The organism is Natronospira bacteriovora, assembly GCF_030848495.1.
In the GTDB taxonomy this organism is placed as follows: domain Bacteria; phylum Pseudomonadota; class Gammaproteobacteria; order Natronospirales; family Natronospiraceae; genus Natronospira; species Natronospira bacteriovora.
In genome coordinates, this window is record NZ_JAVDDT010000001.1 from 87,368 (window position 1) to 102,192 (window position 14,825).

A 14,825-nucleotide genomic window follows, 5' to 3' on the forward strand; every position below is an offset into this window, starting at 1 on the left:
CCGCCGCTCCGGATCACCAAACAACTCAGACCTCGAGGAGTTCCTTTTCCTTGTCGGCCAGAATCTCGTCGATCTGCGCCACATGCTTGTCGGTGATCTTCTGCACGTCTTCCTGTGCCTTGCGATCATCGTCTTCGGTGATCTCCTTTTCCTTCAGGAGGTCCTTGACATCACTCAGCACATCACGACGAATGTTGCGCACGGCCACGCGGGCGTTCTCGGCCTCGCTGCGGCAGAGCTTGATCATGTCCTTGCGTCGCTCTTCCGTCAGCGGCGGCAGTGGCACACGGATCACATTGCCAGCCGTCACCGGCGAAAGCCCCAGGTTGGCACTCATGATGGCCTTTTCCACCTTGGGCACCATGTCCTTTTCCCAGGGGGTCACGGCAAGAGTCCGACTGTCCTCGACGGCTACATTGGCCACCTGATTGATGGGGGTGACGGCCCCGTAATACTCGACCTTCACGGGTTCGAGCAGGCTGGTATTGGCGCGGCCGGTACGGATGCGGGCCAGCTCATCCCGCAGATTTGCCACGCTCTTCTTCATCCGCTCAGCGGCGTCCTTCTTGAGATCTTCAATCATGCCGAGTCTCCATTGTCCACGAGCGTGCCGATTTCAGTACCGCCACGCAGAATTTTCATGAGATTGCCGGGCTCGAACACATCGAACACCCGCAGGGGCAGATTGTTGTCACGACACATCACGATGGCCGTGGCATCCATCACATTGAGCTTGTCATTGAGCACCCGATCATAGCTGAGGTGTTCGTATCGGGTCGCCTTGGGGTCTTTCAGGGGATCGGCAGTATAGACGCCATCCACCTTGGTGGCCTTGAGCAGTACTTCGGCGCCGACCTCGATGGCCCGCAGGCTGGCTGCGGAGTCCGTCGTGAAAAAGGGGTTACCGGTACCAGCCGCGAAGATCACCACCCGCCCCTTTTCGAGATGGCGCACGGCGCGGCGCCGGATGTAGTCCTCGCACACCTCATTAATACGGATGGCGGACATGACCCGGGCGAAAACACCCAGCCGTTCCAGGGCGTCCTGCATGGCCAGGGCATTCATCACCGTCGCCAGCATGCCCATGTGGTCACCGGTCACCCGATCCATGCCGGCATCGGCCAGGCCCGCGCCGCGGAAGATGTTTCCGCCGCCGATGACCAGCCCCACTTCCACGCCGGCCCTCGACACATCCCGGATTTCCTTGGCGAGGCGACCAATCACTTCCGGGGAGATACCATAATCCCCGTCCCCCATCAGGGCCTCGCCACTGAGTTTCAGCAGGATGCGACGATAATGGATTTCCGGTTGTGACATGAACATCTCCCCAGTCAATGCTGCCGTCCGCAAGGGCACGGCCACGTCGGCACCTCTGGCTCACACCCGGGCACCGGGGCGCCGGTCAGGGAGTCAAAGGTTCCTTTACTAATGAACCCCTGATCCATCCCGCCGACGGCCCAGGCCATCAGGAGAAAAGATCAGAGGTTCCACTGTCCCGCCGGGCGGAACGGCCAAAGGCACACTTCGGCAATCAGGTCAGAACAGCGCCCCTGCCGCTGGCAGGAGCGCGATTCCTGCGATGACTCAGGATCCCTTGACCTGGGCCATGACCTCTTCAGCGAAGTTGTCTTCCTGCTTCTCAATGCCCTCGCCAACTTCAAAGCGCACAAAGCCCTTCACCTCGGCACCGGCGTCCTTGAGCAGCTTCTCCACCTTGGTGTCCGGATCCTTCACGAAGGGCTGTCCCAGCAGGGTCACCTCCGCCAGCCACTTGTTCAGACGGCCGCCGATCATCTTTTCGATGATCTCTTCCGGCTTGCCACTGTCTCTGGCCTGAGCGGTCAGGATTTCCTTCTCGTGCTCGATGGTTTCGGCGGGAACGTTATCACGGGACACGCACATGGGGTTGCTCGCAGCCACGTGCATGGCCAGATCACGACCCAGCGCCTCGTCACCACCCTTGAGGGCAACCGCCACGCCGATCTTCAGGCCGTGCAGATAATCGGCGACGATGCCGTCACCGGCATCCACCACCTCGAAACGACGCACCGTGATGTTCTCGCCGATCTTGGCGATCAGCGCACGTCGCGCTTCGTCAACGGTTTCACCGCCGGCCAGTTTGAGACCTTCCACAGCCGCCATGTCGGCCGGTGCTCCGGCGAGAATGGCATCCGCCACCTGGTCGGAGAAGCTGATGAAGTCGTCACCGCCGGCCACGAAGTCGGTTTCGCAGTTCACTTCCACGATAACGGCCTTGCTGCCGCCATCGTTCTTGCGAATCACGATACGGCCCTCGGCGGCAACACGGCCGGCCTTCTTGTCGGCCTTGGCCATGCCGGCCTTGCGCATGTGCTCGATGGCAGCTTCCAGATCACCATTGGTTTCCTGGAGTGCCTTCTTGCACTCCATCATGCCGGCGCCGGTGCGCTCCCGCAGCTCTTTCACCTGAGATGCAGAAATACCCATTGTTACTGTCTCTCCATCAATATGTGTCGATCCGCGCGCCGATCATTCGGAGGCGCTGGCGGTCTTCTTCTTGGCAGCCTTCTTCTTGCTGGCCTTCTTGGCGGTCTTCTTCGCAGCCTTCTTCTTGGCGGCCTTCTTGGTCACCTTCTTGCTGGCAGCGGCCTTTTCGCCCTCTTCCTTCTTGGGCTCGGCGGCGGACTCGCTCTTGCTTGCAGCTTTCTTGGCGGCCTTCTTGGCCGCTTTCTTCGCCACTTTTTTCTTCGGCGCAGCTGCCTGGGGCTTGCCTTCGGCATCCAGCTCGACGAATTCGTCATCACCCTCCGGGGCAGCCATGGCCGGCGCAGAGGCCTTGCCGTCGATCACCGCATCGGCAATACCGCGGGCGTACAGCTGGATGGCGCGAATGGCATCGTCATTACCCGGAATGACGTAATCCAGCCCTTCAGGGCTATTATTGGTGTCCACCACGGCAATGATCGGAATACCCAGCTTCTGGGCTTCCTTGACCGCGATCTTCTCGAAACCCACATCGATGATGAACAGGGCGTCGGGCAGACCGGGCATGTCCTTGATGCCGCCGAAGCCACGCTCCAGCTTGTCCATCTCGCGACGGAGCATGGTCACTTCCTTCTTGCCCAGCACATTGAAGGTGCCGTCCTGTTCCTGCTCCTTCAGATCCTTCAGGCGCTTGATGGAATTGCGCACCGTATTGAAGTTGGTCAGCATGCCGCCGAGCCAGCGATGGCTGACAAAAGGCATGCCGGCGCGGGTGGCTTCCTTCTCAATGGTCTCGCGAGCGGGACGCTTGGTGCCCACGAAGAGGATGCGGCCACCGTCCGCTGCCAGCTTGCCCACATAATTCGTGGCGTCCTGGTACAGGGGCAGGGTCTTTTCGAGGTTGATGATATGAATCTTGCTGCGTTCACCGAAGATGAACGGCTTCATTTTGGGGTTCCAGAAGCGGGTCTGATGGCCAAAGTGGACACCCGCCTCCAGCATGTCACGCATGGAAACGCTGGAAGACATACTCATTTCTCCGTTTTTTCAGGGTTGGGCCTCCATGTACCCCATACGACAACCCCGGGTTTCCGGCCCGGCTGCAGGCAGCCATTGAGTGGGTCGAAAAGCCCGGAGCACCCCGCCGCATGTGTCGGCACATGTGTGGTTTGCTTAATCAGGGCGCGCTTTATACCATAGGCGGGATGCCCAGCACAACGCGCCCGCGGCCGGCTATAGCCCCACCGGCGCCCGTTTGACGCCCTTCTGGCCCGCCTCAGAGCATCGGGAAAACAATGTCTGTCACCATCAAATCACCGCAGGAACAGGAAAAAATGCGCGTTGCCGGCCGCCTGGCTGCGCAAGTGCATGAAATGATTGAAGAACATGTCCGTCCGGGCGTGACGACCGAAGAGCTGGATCGGATTTGCCACGACTTCATCGTCAACGAACAGGGGGCCATTCCGGCGCCGTTGAATTACCACGGCTTCCCGAAATCCATCTGCACCTCCCTCAACCACGTGGTCTGCCACGGAATTCCGGGGCCGAAGAAGCTCAAGAACGGCGACATCATCAATATCGACGTCACTGTCATCAAGGACGGCTACCACGGGGACACCTCCAAGATGTACTACGTGGGCAAGCCCTCCATTCAGGGTGACCGCATCAGCCGGGTGGCCCGGGAAGCCATGATGGTGGGTATCCGGCTGGTCAAACCCGGCGTCCGCCTGGGTGATATCGGTCACGCCATCCAGAAGCACGCGGAAAGCCACGGTTTCTCTGTGGTTCGCGAGTACTGCGGCCACGGCATCGGCCGGGGTTTCCATGAAGACCCGCAGGTGCTGCATTACGGCAAACCGGATACCGGCCTGGAACTGCAGGAAGGCATGACCTTTACCATCGAACCCATGATCAATGCCGGAAAACGCCACACCCGCCTGTTGCCGGACGGCTGGACAGTGGTCACCAAGGACCATTCCCTGTCCGCCCAGTGGGAGCACACCGTGCTGGTCACCAGCGACGGCGTGGAAGTGCTGACCCGCCGCCAGGAAGAAGATGACATCTGAGCCGAGTGCCGCCCCCGCCAGCCGGCGACGGGTCACACCGCCCCGCTTCGATCGCGCCTGGCTGGAGGAATTGCTGGGCGAGCGGGAGCCACTGCCCCAGCATCTGCGCGCCGCTCATAAACATGCCAGCACTCGCCTGCGGGAGATGGCGGCCGCCGGCCTGTCCGCAAGTCATCTGGTCGCCGCTCGCAGCCGCATGATGGACACCCTCCTGCGCGCCCTCTGGCGCCGCCACCTGGGCGGCACCCGGGGGCTGGTGCTGATCGCGGTGGGAGGATACGGGCGCGGCGAGCTGCATCCCTGGTCCGATATCGATCTCATGGTGCTGATCAATGGTGCACTGCCGGCCCAGCGGCGCACTGCACTGCAACAGTTCCTGACCGAGCTGTGGGACATCGGCCCGGACGTGGGCCACAGCGTACGCACGCTTGAGGAATGTCGTGAGACGGCACGCCAAGACATTACCATCGCGACCAATCTGATCGAGGCACGCCGCCTGGTGGGGGCGAAGAAGCCCTTCGAGGCCCTGCGACAGCTGACTTTCTCCGACGAACTCTGGACTTCCCGCAGCTTTTTCGAGCGCAAACTGGAAGAACAGCGGGATCGCCACCACAAATTCCACGATACCGCCTACAAGCTCGAACCCAACGTCAAGGAGAGCCCCGGCGGCCTGCGTGACATTCAGATGATCGGCTGGGTAGCCAAGCGCCATTTCGGTGCCCGAACCCTGTCCGATCTTGCCTCCTACGGCTTTCTTAGCCGCGATGAACACCGCAAGCTGGTGGAGGGGCAAAGCTTCCTCTGGCGCGTGCGCTGGCTGCTCCACGAAAGTGCCGGCCGCAAGGAAGACCGCCTGCTGTTCGACTACCAGCTCAAGCTGGCCAAGCGGCTCGGTTATGAAGACCAGGAGCACAGCCTGGCCGTCGAACAATTCATGCAGCGCTATTACCGCACGGTCATGGAACTCAATCGCCTGAACGAGATGCTGCTGCAGCTGTTCAAGGAAGCCATCCTGCTGGAGGGCGAGCCCCGTCTCGAGCCCATCAACGAACATTTTCAGCTCAAGAACGGCTACCTGGACGTGGTGGATCGGGACGTGTTCCGTCGCGATCCCTCGGCCCTGCTTGAACTCTTTCATGTCCTGCAGCAGCAACCCGAAGCCGAGGGGGTCAGCGCAGGCACCATCCGCCTCATTCGGCAGCACCGGCGACTGATCAATGAGCGCTTTCGCCGCGACCCGAAGAACAAGGCACTGTTCATGGCCATCCTGCGCGAACCCCAGGGGGTGACCCATGAGTTCCGGCGCATGAACAGCTATGGCGTGCTGGGGCGATACATCCCCGAATTCGGGCATATCGTCGGGCGCATGCAGTACGACCTCTTTCACACCTATACGGTGGACGAGCACACCCTCTTCGTGCTGAGCAATCTGCGCCGCTTCGCCCTGTCGCGATTCGATCATGAATACCCGGAATGCAGCCGCATCATGCAGGCCCTCCCGAAACCGGAGCTGGCCTATCTGGCCGGCCTGTTTCACGACATTGCCAAGGGCCGCGGCGGAGACCATTCCGAGCTGGGGGCGGACGATGCCCTGCGCTTCTGCCGCCGACATGGGCTGAGTAATTACGATTCCCGCCTGGTCGCCTGGCTGGTGCGCCAGCATCTTCTGCTCTCACTCACCGCCCAGAAGAAGGACATCAGCGACCCGCGCGTCATCCACGATTTCGCGGAAAAAGTCGGCGATCAGCTGCACCTGGATTATCTCTATGTGCTGACCGTGGCCGATGTACGGGCCACCAACCCCGAGCTCTGGAACTCCTGGAAAGGCAGCCTCTTCCAGGAGCTTTACAACAACACCAGCCGTGCCCTGCGCCGCGGCCTGATCAATCCCGTAGCCCGGGATGAGATGATTGCCGAGACCCAGCGGGAGAGCCTGGAACGCCTGGCCAAACGCCGGGTCGCGGCCGAGCACGTTCGGGACATCTGGAAGGCGCTGCCCGGCGATTATTTCCTGCGCCATTCGCCGTCCGAAATCGAATGGCATACCGAAGCCCTGATGGCCCATGCCAACCCCAATACGCCACTGGTGCAGGTGCGACGGGCGAATGAGCGCGGCGGCACGGCGGTCTTCGTCTGCTCCCCCCGGGATGACCTCGCCTTCGCTCGCAGTACCGCGGCGCTGGAGCAACTGGGTTTGACGGTGCTGGACGCTCGCATCGTATCCACCCGCGATGAACGCACACTCTACACCTGGGTGGTGCTGGAGGCGGACGGTGAAGAGATCGACGACCCGCGGCGCAGCGACGAGATATTCCGCATCATGCGCGAAGAGGCCGGTCGCCTGGGCGGGGAACCTCGCGCCATTCGTCGGCGCATGCCAAGGCAACACCGCTCCTTTTCCACGCCCACGCGAATCCACTTCGATGATGATGAACGCAATGGACGTACAATACTCGAGATAAGCACCGGTGACCGACCAGGCCTCCTGACCCGAATTGCCGGCGCCCTGCGGGAAACCCGGATCCGCCTTCAGACGGCCAAGGTGGCCACGGTGGGCGAGAAGGCGGAAGACATTTTCTTCATTACCGAAACCGACGACAGTCCGCTGAACAGCGAAGAGCGTCGACAGGCATTGGCTGACGCACTTCTGCGGCGGCTGGATGACGATAACTGACAGGCAAGCTGACCACAATAAAGGGCAGGCATGAATCCCGACCTCGACAAGCTTCACCCCTATCCCTTCGAACGACTGGCCAGTCTCAAGGCAGGTATCACGCCGCCGGACCATCTCAGTCATATTGCCCTGTCCATTGGCGAGCCCAAGCACGAACCGCCGGCCTTCGTGGTCCAGGCCCTGAAGGACCATCTGGACGGCCTGGCGGCCTACCCCATGGCACCGGGCATTCCCGCGCTGCGCGCCGCCATCGCCCGCTGGCTGTGCCGACGTTTCAATCTGGCGGCCGAACGCCTGGACATCGAACGCCACATCCTGCCGCTGACCGGCACGCGAGAGGGCCTGTTTGCCCTGACCCAGGCCGTCGTGGAAGACAAGCCCGGCGCGGCCGTGATGATGCCCAACCCCTTCTATCAGATCTACGAGGGTGCGGCCCTGCTGGCCGGCGCCGAACCCATCTACCTCAACACCACCGCCGAAAACGACTATCTGCCGGACCTGGACGCAGTCGGTGCCGAAGACTGGGACCGCTGCCAGCTGCTGTTCCTGTGCAGCCCGGGCAATCCCACCGGACGGGTGATGGGCGAGGATTATCTCAGGAAGGCCATCGAGCTGGCCGACCGACATGATTTCGTGATCGTCAGCGACGAATGCTATTCGGAAATCTATCTCACGAAAACCCCGCCACCGGGCCTGCTGGAAGTCTGCGAATCCATCGGCCGTCACGATTTCAGACGCTGTCTGGTCATGCACAGCCTGTCGAAACGTTCCAACGTCCCCGGCCTGCGCTCGGGCTTCGTGGCCGGTGACGCCGACATCATCAAGCCCTTTCGCCTGTATCGCACCTATCATGGCTGTGCCATGCCGCTGCCGGCCCAGCACGCCAGCATTCCGGCCTGGGACGACGATGCTCACGTGGAAGACAATCGTGCCGCCTACCGCGCCAAGTTCGACGCCGTGCTGCCCATCCTGGAACCGGTGCTGCCCTGTGTTCGCCCCGAAGGCGGGTTCTATCTCTGGGTCAAGGTCCCAGGCGGGGATGATGAAGCCTTCGCTCGCGATCTGTTTGCCGAACAGCACATCACCGCCCTGCCCGGCACCTATCTCTCCCGGGACACCGCCCAGGGCAATCCCGGGAAGGGGCATGTCCGCATCTCCCTGGTTGCCACCGTCGACGAATGCACCGAAGCCGCCCACCGCATCCGGGCATTCCTGGAGAAACACAAGGGCTGAGCCGATCGGATCAGTCCGGGGCGAGTCAGGAAAGCGCTGCGCTCTCCGTGGCTCGACCATGCATCAGAATCCGGCACCGAACCACCCGTAAACAGAACAGGATCCAAGCAATGGCAGAACTGAAGTCGATTATTGAACAAGCCTTCGAGAAACGGGCCGGGATTAGTCCCCGCCAGGCCGACAAGGCCGTGGTGAAGGCCGTGGACGAAGCCCTGGGAATGCTGGACTCGGGCAAGGCCCGGGTGGCGGAAAAGAAGGACGGTGAATGGGTCGTCAATGAGTGGCTGAAGAAAGCCGTGCTGCTGTCCTTCCGCCTGCGGGACAACCGGGTCATGGAAGGCGGCTATACCCGCTTCTTCGACAAGGTAGCGTTGAAACATGCGGATTACAGTGAGGAGGATTTCCGCCGGGATGGCGTGCGCGTGGTGCCACCCGCCACGGTTCGTGCCGGCGCCCATGTGGCCAGGGACGCCGTGCTGATGCCTTCCTACGTCAACATCGGCGCCTGGGTGGGTTCCGGCACCATGGTGGACACCTGGGCCACGGTGGGCTCCTGCGCGCAGATCGGCAATAACGTACATCTTTCCGGCGGCGTCGGCATCGGCGGCGTGCTGGAACCCCTGCAGGCGACCCCCACCATCATCGAGGACAACTGTTTCATCGGTGCTCGTTCCGAAGTGGTGGAAGGGGTCATTGTGGAGGAAGGGTCCGTCATCAGCATGGGGGTCTACCTGGGCCAGAGCACCCGCATCTATGACCGTAATTCCGGCGAGATTCTCCGCGGCCGGGTGCCCGCCGGCTCGGTGGTGGTACCCGGCACCTTGCCGGCGAAGGATGGCAGCCACAGCCTGTATGCCGCCATCATCGTCAAGCGGGTGGATGCCGCGACCCGGGCCAAGGTGGGCATCAACGAACTGTTGCGGAGTGCCGAATGAGCATCACCCTTTACGGCATCCACAACTGTGATACCTGCCGCAAGGCCCGCCGCTGGCTGGACGAACAGGACATCGATTACCGCTGGCACGACCTGCGCAAGGACGGACTGGATACGGTCATGGTGGAGGGATGGCTGAAGGCCCTCGGCCCCGACACCCTGCTCAACCGCCGCGGGCCAAGCTGGCGAAAGCTCCCGGCCGAGGAACAGGCTGCCGCCAATGATGGCAGTGCGGCGATCTTTGTCGCCAACCCCACCATCATCAAACGTCCCGTGCTGGATCATCACGGCGACGTCACAGTCGCTTTCAGAGCGGACAGCTGGGCCAAGCGCCTGGGTCTCTGACCACACTTTCGCACCCGACTGAACCCCGGCCCGACACGAGGCGGGCCGGGTCAGTCTCTGCACAGCCCTCGTTCAGCCTCCCGGCCCGGCTGGCGGCTCCATGGGCGAGCGCATGAAGTCTTCCATGAAGCGACGGCTCTGATCAGACACTTCCTGCCACTCCTGACGGGTGTAGCACTCAGTGGTCTTGAAGTTGGTACCCACCGTGTGACGACGGCGGCAGATGACCTGGTAGTCCCGTTGGCCGCTGACCAGGGCCTGCAGTGCCTCCTGGGCGTTGTACAACTGGCGCTGCTCGTCACGGTTCATCTCGTCAACGGAATCCACGCCTTCCAGGAGATCAAGGAGACGGCGCTCCAGCTGTCCATAGCGCTGAATTTCCCGTTCATTGAACTCACGTGGAATGCCCTCCCGAACCGCCTCGCGCAGTTCGCCAAGAAACTCCCGGTACTCCGGGACGCTGACACGCTCGGCCTCAAAGGTCTCGAGCTCCTCATTGCTGCTTCCCGTTCCGGTCCCGGCGCAGCCCCAGAGCACCATCGCGGACAGGACGGCCAAGGTCAGAAATTGGCTATAACGAATCAACATCAGGCACCTCCATTGGGTTTCGACGCAATACTCACCCTCAGGCTACGACATGTTTCGTATATTGTCTACGATGTAAATCGTATTTTATGAGCAATTGCCCACGGGCCCGTGGCATCGAACCTCCGCCCGGGTCATGCTTAAATACGCCCCTTGTGTTCACCCTCAGCAGAGACCGCACTATGAGCATCACTCCCGGAATGCGCCCCAACGAGATCGCCAAGGCCCTGATCCGCCGCCGTTCGGTCACGCCGGACGATGCCGGCTGCCAGGCACTGATGGCCGAACACCTCACGGCCCTGGGATTTGACTGCGAGCATCTGCGATTCGGCGAAGTGGACAATCTCTGGGCGGTGCGCGGCGACAGCGGCCCCCTGTTCTGCTTTGCCGGGCACACGGATGTTGTCCCCACCGGCCCCGAACAGAACTGGACCCACCCTCCTTTCGACCCGGTGGAAGCCGACGGCTGGCTCTGGGGACGGGGCGCCGCCGACATGAAGGGTGGTCTGGCCGCCATGATCAGCGCCGTGGAGACCTTTCTGGCCGAGCATCCCGAGCCCGGCCTGCGTCTGGCCTTTCTCATCACCAGCGACGAGGAAGGCCCGGCCCAGGACGGCACCAGGAAGGTGATGGAAACGCTCGGCGAGCGGGGCGTGACAATCGACTATTGCGTGGTGGGCGAACCCTCCAGCCGCGACCGGGTGGGTGACGTGGTCCGCCACGGCCGGCGCGGCTCTCTTTCCGGCCAGGTCACGGTCACCGGCGTCCAGGGCCATGTGGCCTACCCTCAGAATGCCGACAATCCCATTCCGCGCCTGGCCGCGGCCCTGACCGAACTCAGCCAGCGCCAGTGGGATGAGGGCGACGAGGATTTCCCCCCCACAAGCTTCCAGATCTCGAACTTCAATGCCGGCACCGGCGCCAACAACGTCATTCCGGCCACCGCGGAGGCCTGGTTCAACTTCCGCTACAGCCCGCGACAGACGCCGGAGGGCCTTCAGGCGGTGGTGGAAGAGGTCTTCGGTCGGCATGCCCCCCGCCATGAGTTCTTCTGGCGGGATTCCGGGCGCCCCTTCATCACGCGAGGCGGAAGACTGCTGGAAGCCGTGCGCAACGCCGTACGTGAAACCGCCGGCATCGAGCCCGAATTTTCCACCTCCGGCGGCACCTCCGATGGACGCTTCATCGCGCCCACCGGCACCGAACTGGTGGAACTCGGCCCCACCAACGCCAGCATCCACGCCGTGGACGAACGCATCGGTCTCGACGAGCTCGAGCTGCTGAGCCGCTGCTACGAAGACATCCTCAAGGCATTACAGGACTAAAATACCCCTCTCGGCACCGGCGAGCTTCCCCGCCAAGGGCCTGCGGCCCCGGCCCGGATCCGATTGTGCAGAAGGAAAGGACAGCCGGCGTGCGTGACGGTCTGGTAAGCTTCACGAAGACGCAGGAACATCCATTTTCAGGTGGCCGCTCTTATCCGGAGCCGATCACAGCCGCCTGCATCCAGTGGAATCGGCATGACGGGTGAGGCGCAGACACAGGGCTCTGGCGCGGGACGGGCCGGTGGGCAGGTGCTGCTGGCGATCATGGCGCTGGCAGTATTTGTCAGTGTGCTCAACAACAGCATGATCAATGTGGCCATTCCCCGCATCCGGGAGGATCTGGGGGTTTCAGCCAGCGCCATTGGCTGGCTGATCACGGCCTACGCCCTGGTCTTCGCGGTGGGGACGGCCCTCTACGGGCGGGTTTCCGATTTCGTCAGCCTGCGCAAGACCTTTCTGGTGGCCTTGCTGGTCTTCGCGGCGGGCTCCCTGCTGTGTGCGTTGGCACCAGGCTTTGCCTGGCTGGTTGCCGGTCGGGTACTGCAGGCCGCCGGGGCAGCCGCCATTCCCGCCCTGGCCCTGGGTTCCGTCACCCGCCTGTTCCCGCCGGGCGCGCGCGGCCAGGCCTTTGGTGCGGTCATCTCCAGCGTGGGCGTCGGTGCCGCCACCGGCCCCATCGTCGGCGGCCTGGTAGTCAGCGTGGGGGGCTGGCCCTGGCTGTTTCTCGGCACCCTGCTTCTGCTGATCATGTTGGCCGCCGCCGCCTGGCTGCGGATGCCGGACAGTGACCCCGCCGACCGGAGCGCCGGTGGGCTGCGTCACTTCGGTCTCTCAGGCGGGCTGCTGATCTCGGTCAGTGCGGCCGCCCTGTTCCTGGGCGTCACCGGCCTGCAGCAGACCGGCCCCAACGCCCCCCAAACCTGGGGACCATTGCTCCTGAGTCTGGTGACAGCGGCCGGATTCGCCACGCACATCCGTTATTCGGCCACCCCTTTCGCCCCGCCGGCCCTGTTTCGCAACCGGACCTATCTTTGTGCCTGCGGTGTGGCCGTCTTCGCCCAGGCGGCCTTTCTCGGCGGCGGCCTGTTCCTGATTCCCTTGCTGATGATCGAGCAGCATGGCCTGACCCCGCTGGGCACCGGCCTGGTACTTGCCCCCAGCGCCCTGGCCATCTTCCTGCTGTCGAGACTGGCCGGACACCTTTCCGACCGAATCGGCCCGCGCGCGGTTCTGCAGGGCAGCCTGGGGCTGGTTCTGGCGGGACTGCTCTTCCTCTCTACACAGGCCCAGAGTCCGCCGGGCATCATTGCCTTCGGGCTGCTGCTCATGGGTGTCGGTTTTACCGGAGTCATGTCCCCCAATGCCAATGCGGCTTCCTTTGCCCTATCAAGGGAGATTGCCGGCATAGGATCGGGCATCTACCAGCTCTTTTTCTTCATGGGCGCCGGGCTCGGTGCCGCCGCCGTGGGCGCCTTCCTGTCCTTTCGCAGCGAGACAGCCAACGTCGCGCTCAATCCGCTTTACTCGGCCGGGCCGGGTGCTGCCCCCTACTCCGACACCTTCCTGCTGGCCGCGGCCTCTACCCTGATCGCCCTTGTCTTCACCCTGGGCATCCGCACTGGGCCGGGCCATCAATCCCGCTCATAGCGCCCCGAAAAACCATAGCCGCACAAATCGGATCAGTTCCTGGGATCATCTTCGGGGTTGATGTATTCGATGCCCCAGGGGCCGGTGCCATGGAGCTGCATGATGACCTCGCCCTCGGCGTAGCCGAACATGGGGTCTCCCGGGGGCATGATGGCCACGCTGCCCGGGGGAAGTTTACGGGTGGCGTCCTTGTCGAATTCCTCGCCATGGGCGAAGTGCAGGGTTCCGGAAAGGACGGTGACGCGCTCGTAGGCCGGGTGGACATGAGGCAGGATGCGATAGCCGTCCGCCAGGCGAAGGCGGAAGGTGAAGGGCTCTTCCTGACTGACATCACCTTCGATGAAGGCAATCTCTGCCCCCTGGCCCATGGAGGCCACCGGCCCCCAATGCAGCTTGTCCGGGGTGATCATCATGTGGCCGTCGCCCCGGTAGCGGTCTTCCGCCGCCATCAGTGGCAACATCAGGCTGGCCGCAATGGCTGCGATCAACAGGCGTGTTCTCATGACTAAGCTCCTCCCCATGAGGGTGCGTGATCTCGCTCACTCGAATCAGGCCCCGTCCACTGCCCCCATCACGAACCGGGCTTTACCCAGTGTAGACCCTAGAATTCCATTTGTGATGCCGTCACCCGGCCTGAAGGGTCAATAGAGGTAGCCCAGCCCCCTGGGCTGGATCGGTTCCGGAAGATCGGTCTCGCCCAGCATTTCGCGCAAGTCGATCTCGATGGTGCGGGCGATGTAATCCAGGGGTACGTCGTTGACCTGGTTCTCGAAGGGGTTTTCGATGTAGCGGCCCACGTACTCCAGCATGATGTAGGCATAACCGATCAGCAGGGCGAAGGGGACGGACCAGTAGCCCAGGTGGCCGGCGAGGCTAAGGGGCAGCACCAGCAGAAAGAGCACCAGGGTGTAGCTCATGAACCAGGTGTACTGCATGGGAAAGGGCGTCTTTTTCAGGCGCTCGCTGCTGCCCAGGACCTCATTGAAAGCCTGCAGGAGTTCAGTGAAGCGAACATGACGGTAGGCGTCCAGCCGCCCCGACTCGGCCAGCTCGCGCAGGGTCCGGCCCTGGCGGACGAGCAGTGCCAGCGGGGGGTGCTGGCTGGCGGCCACGGCCTGACGCTCCGCCGGATCCAACAGGCCCTCCATTTCAGCACCGGGCTGGCGTTTGCGCAGAAAGTGGTTGAGCCACCAGGCGAAGGCGGCCTGGCGGTGGACAAGTTGCCGGCGGATGCTGTCGACCCCCTCGCCGTCCTGGATCAGGCCCTGTACGAGCATGGCGAAACTGCGCGAGTTGTATTTGAGTCGGGACCAGATCTGGTGACCTTCCCACCAGCGACCGTAGGCCGCGTTGTTGCGAAAACCGATAAGAAAGGCCAGCGCCGTACCCAGAAAGCCGGCGGCATAAGACAGGGCCTGAAGCAGCCCCCGGGCCAGGTAATCCATGACCAGGCAGGCGGCCAGGGTAAAGACAGCCAATATCAGTAGCTTGGGCCAGGTGAAGCCCAGCAGCCTGGTCAGGGAAATGCGACGGGTGACGATCATTTGGAGCTC

General features: G+C 62.7%; 14 protein-coding genes. 7 read left to right on the plus strand and 7 right to left on the minus strand.

The annotated features are described in order from the left end of the window. Positions 1 to 25 precede the first annotated feature (25 nt). From frr to rpsB, 4 genes are all read right to left on the minus strand, one after another. Entirely contained in the window at positions 26 to 583 is a 558-nt protein-coding gene (gene frr / locus RBH19_RS00455) for a ribosome recycling factor (protein WP_306726836.1), read from the minus strand. Continuing rightward, positions 580 to 1,317 carry a UMP kinase gene (gene pyrH, locus RBH19_RS00460; protein ID WP_306726837.1) on the minus strand — a complete coding sequence of 246 codons (738 nt, stop codon included), beginning with the start codon at positions 1,315 to 1,317 and terminating at the stop codon, positions 580 to 582. The genes frr and pyrH overlap by 4 nt, the downstream gene beginning before the upstream one ends. A gap of 267 nt (positions 1,318 to 1,584) precedes the next feature. Beyond that, the gene (gene tsf, locus RBH19_RS00465; protein ID WP_306726838.1) at positions 1,585 to 2,466 is read right to left on the minus strand and encodes a translation elongation factor Ts; all 882 of its coding nucleotides are present in this window, start codon (positions 2,464 to 2,466) and stop codon (positions 1,585 to 1,587) included. Between the two features lie 42 nt (positions 2,467 to 2,508). Beyond that, positions 2,509 to 3,492: a 30S ribosomal protein S2 gene (gene rpsB, locus RBH19_RS00470; RefSeq protein WP_306726839.1), complete on the minus strand. Its 984-nt coding sequence runs from the start codon at positions 3,490 to 3,492 to the stop codon at positions 2,509 to 2,511. A 266-nt stretch (positions 3,493 to 3,758) separates the two neighbouring features. Between rpsB and map the strand changes: the two genes are divergently transcribed. From map to RBH19_RS00495, 5 genes are all read left to right on the plus strand, one after another. Next, positions 3,759 to 4,529, plus strand: coding sequence for a type I methionyl aminopeptidase (map, locus tag RBH19_RS00475; protein ID WP_306726841.1), 771 nt, complete (start codon positions 3,759 to 3,761; stop codon positions 4,527 to 4,529). Beyond that, on the plus strand, positions 4,519 to 7,203 hold the full coding sequence (gene glnD / locus RBH19_RS00480; RefSeq protein WP_306726842.1) for a [protein-PII] uridylyltransferase: 2,685 nt from the start codon (positions 4,519 to 4,521) through the stop codon (positions 7,201 to 7,203). Before map ends, glnD begins: the two co-directional genes overlap by 11 nt. Before the next feature lie 30 nt (positions 7,204 to 7,233). Continuing rightward, positions 7,234 to 8,436 carry a succinyldiaminopimelate transaminase gene (dapC, locus tag RBH19_RS00485; protein ID WP_306726843.1) on the plus strand — a complete coding sequence of 401 codons (1,203 nt, stop codon included), beginning with the start codon at positions 7,234 to 7,236 and terminating at the stop codon, positions 8,434 to 8,436. Between the two features lie 110 nt (positions 8,437 to 8,546). Continuing rightward, positions 8,547 to 9,371, plus strand: coding sequence for a 2,3,4,5-tetrahydropyridine-2,6-dicarboxylate N-succinyltransferase (gene dapD / locus RBH19_RS00490; RefSeq protein ID WP_306726845.1), 825 nt, complete (start codon positions 8,547 to 8,549; stop codon positions 9,369 to 9,371). Further along, complete coding sequence (locus RBH19_RS00495) at positions 9,368 to 9,715, plus strand: Spx/MgsR family RNA polymerase-binding regulatory protein (RefSeq protein WP_306726846.1); 348 nt, start codon at positions 9,368 to 9,370, stop codon at positions 9,713 to 9,715. Before dapD ends, RBH19_RS00495 begins: the two co-directional genes overlap by 4 nt. A gap of 72 nt (positions 9,716 to 9,787) precedes the next feature. On the opposite strand, the gene RBH19_RS00500 is transcribed toward RBH19_RS00495, so the two are convergent. Beyond that, positions 9,788 to 10,303 (minus strand): hypothetical protein, encoded by a 516-nt coding sequence (locus RBH19_RS00500; RefSeq protein ID WP_306726847.1) that lies wholly within the window; start codon positions 10,301 to 10,303, stop codon positions 9,788 to 9,790. Positions 10,304 to 10,482: 179 nt separating this feature from the next. On the opposite strand from RBH19_RS00500, the gene dapE reads away from it, so the two are divergent. Together dapE and RBH19_RS00510 are read left to right on the plus strand one after the other, a co-directional pair. Beyond that, a complete protein-coding gene (dapE, locus tag RBH19_RS00505) occupies positions 10,483 to 11,625 on the plus strand; it encodes a succinyl-diaminopimelate desuccinylase (protein WP_445353953.1) in 1,143 nt (380 codons plus the stop codon). Positions 11,626 to 11,820: 195 nt separating this feature from the next. Beyond that, entirely contained in the window at positions 11,821 to 13,272 is a 1,452-nt protein-coding gene (locus tag RBH19_RS00510) for an MFS transporter (RefSeq protein ID WP_306726848.1), read from the plus strand. Between the two features lie 32 nt (positions 13,273 to 13,304). On the opposite strand, the gene RBH19_RS00515 is transcribed toward RBH19_RS00510, so the two are convergent. Then, entirely contained in the window at positions 13,305 to 13,775 is a 471-nt protein-coding gene (locus RBH19_RS00515; RefSeq protein ID WP_306726849.1) for a cupin domain-containing protein, read from the minus strand. 138 nt (positions 13,776 to 13,913) lie between these two features. Beyond that, positions 13,914 to 14,816 (minus strand): bestrophin family protein, encoded by a 903-nt coding sequence (locus tag RBH19_RS00520; protein WP_306726850.1) that lies wholly within the window; start codon positions 14,814 to 14,816, stop codon positions 13,914 to 13,916. Positions 14,817 to 14,825 lie beyond the last annotated feature (9 nt).

Excerpts from the sequence above, each read along its gene's own strand:
- tsf (WP_306726838.1), bottom strand. The coding sequence starts at position 2,466 with ATGGGTATTTCTGCATCTCAGGTGAAAGAGCTGCGGGAGCGCACCGGC.
- RBH19_RS00520 (WP_306726850.1), bottom strand. The coding sequence starts at position 14,816 with ATGATCGTCACCCGTCGCATTTCCCTGACCAGGCTGCTGGGCTTCACC.
- RBH19_RS00495 (WP_306726846.1), top strand. The coding sequence starts at position 9,368 with ATGAGCATCACCCTTTACGGCATCCACAACTGTGATACCTGCCGCAAG.
- dapD (WP_306726845.1), top strand. The coding sequence starts at position 8,547 with ATGGCAGAACTGAAGTCGATTATTGAACAAGCCTTCGAGAAACGGGCC.
- rpsB (WP_306726839.1), bottom strand. The coding sequence starts at position 3,492 with ATGTCTTCCAGCGTTTCCATGCGTGACATGCTGGAGGCGGGTGTCCAC.
- RBH19_RS00515 (WP_306726849.1), bottom strand. The coding sequence starts at position 13,775 with ATGAGAACACGCCTGTTGATCGCAGCCATTGCGGCCAGCCTGATGTTG.
- dapC (WP_306726843.1), top strand. The coding sequence starts at position 7,234 with ATGAATCCCGACCTCGACAAGCTTCACCCCTATCCCTTCGAACGACTG.
- RBH19_RS00500 (WP_306726847.1), bottom strand. The coding sequence starts at position 10,303 with ATGTTGATTCGTTATAGCCAATTTCTGACCTTGGCCGTCCTGTCCGCG.
- pyrH (WP_306726837.1), bottom strand. The coding sequence starts at position 1,317 with ATGTCACAACCGGAAATCCATTATCGTCGCATCCTGCTGAAACTCAGT.
- dapE (WP_445353953.1), top strand. The coding sequence starts at position 10,483 with ATGAGCATCACTCCCGGAATGCGCCCCAACGAGATCGCCAAGGCCCTG.
- glnD (WP_306726842.1), top strand. The coding sequence starts at position 4,519 with ATGACATCTGAGCCGAGTGCCGCCCCCGCCAGCCGGCGACGGGTCACA.
- RBH19_RS00510 (WP_306726848.1), top strand. The coding sequence starts at position 11,821 with ATGACGGGTGAGGCGCAGACACAGGGCTCTGGCGCGGGACGGGCCGGT.
- frr (WP_306726836.1), bottom strand. The coding sequence starts at position 583 with ATGATTGAAGATCTCAAGAAGGACGCCGCTGAGCGGATGAAGAAGAGC.
- map (WP_306726841.1), top strand. The coding sequence starts at position 3,759 with ATGTCTGTCACCATCAAATCACCGCAGGAACAGGAAAAAATGCGCGTT.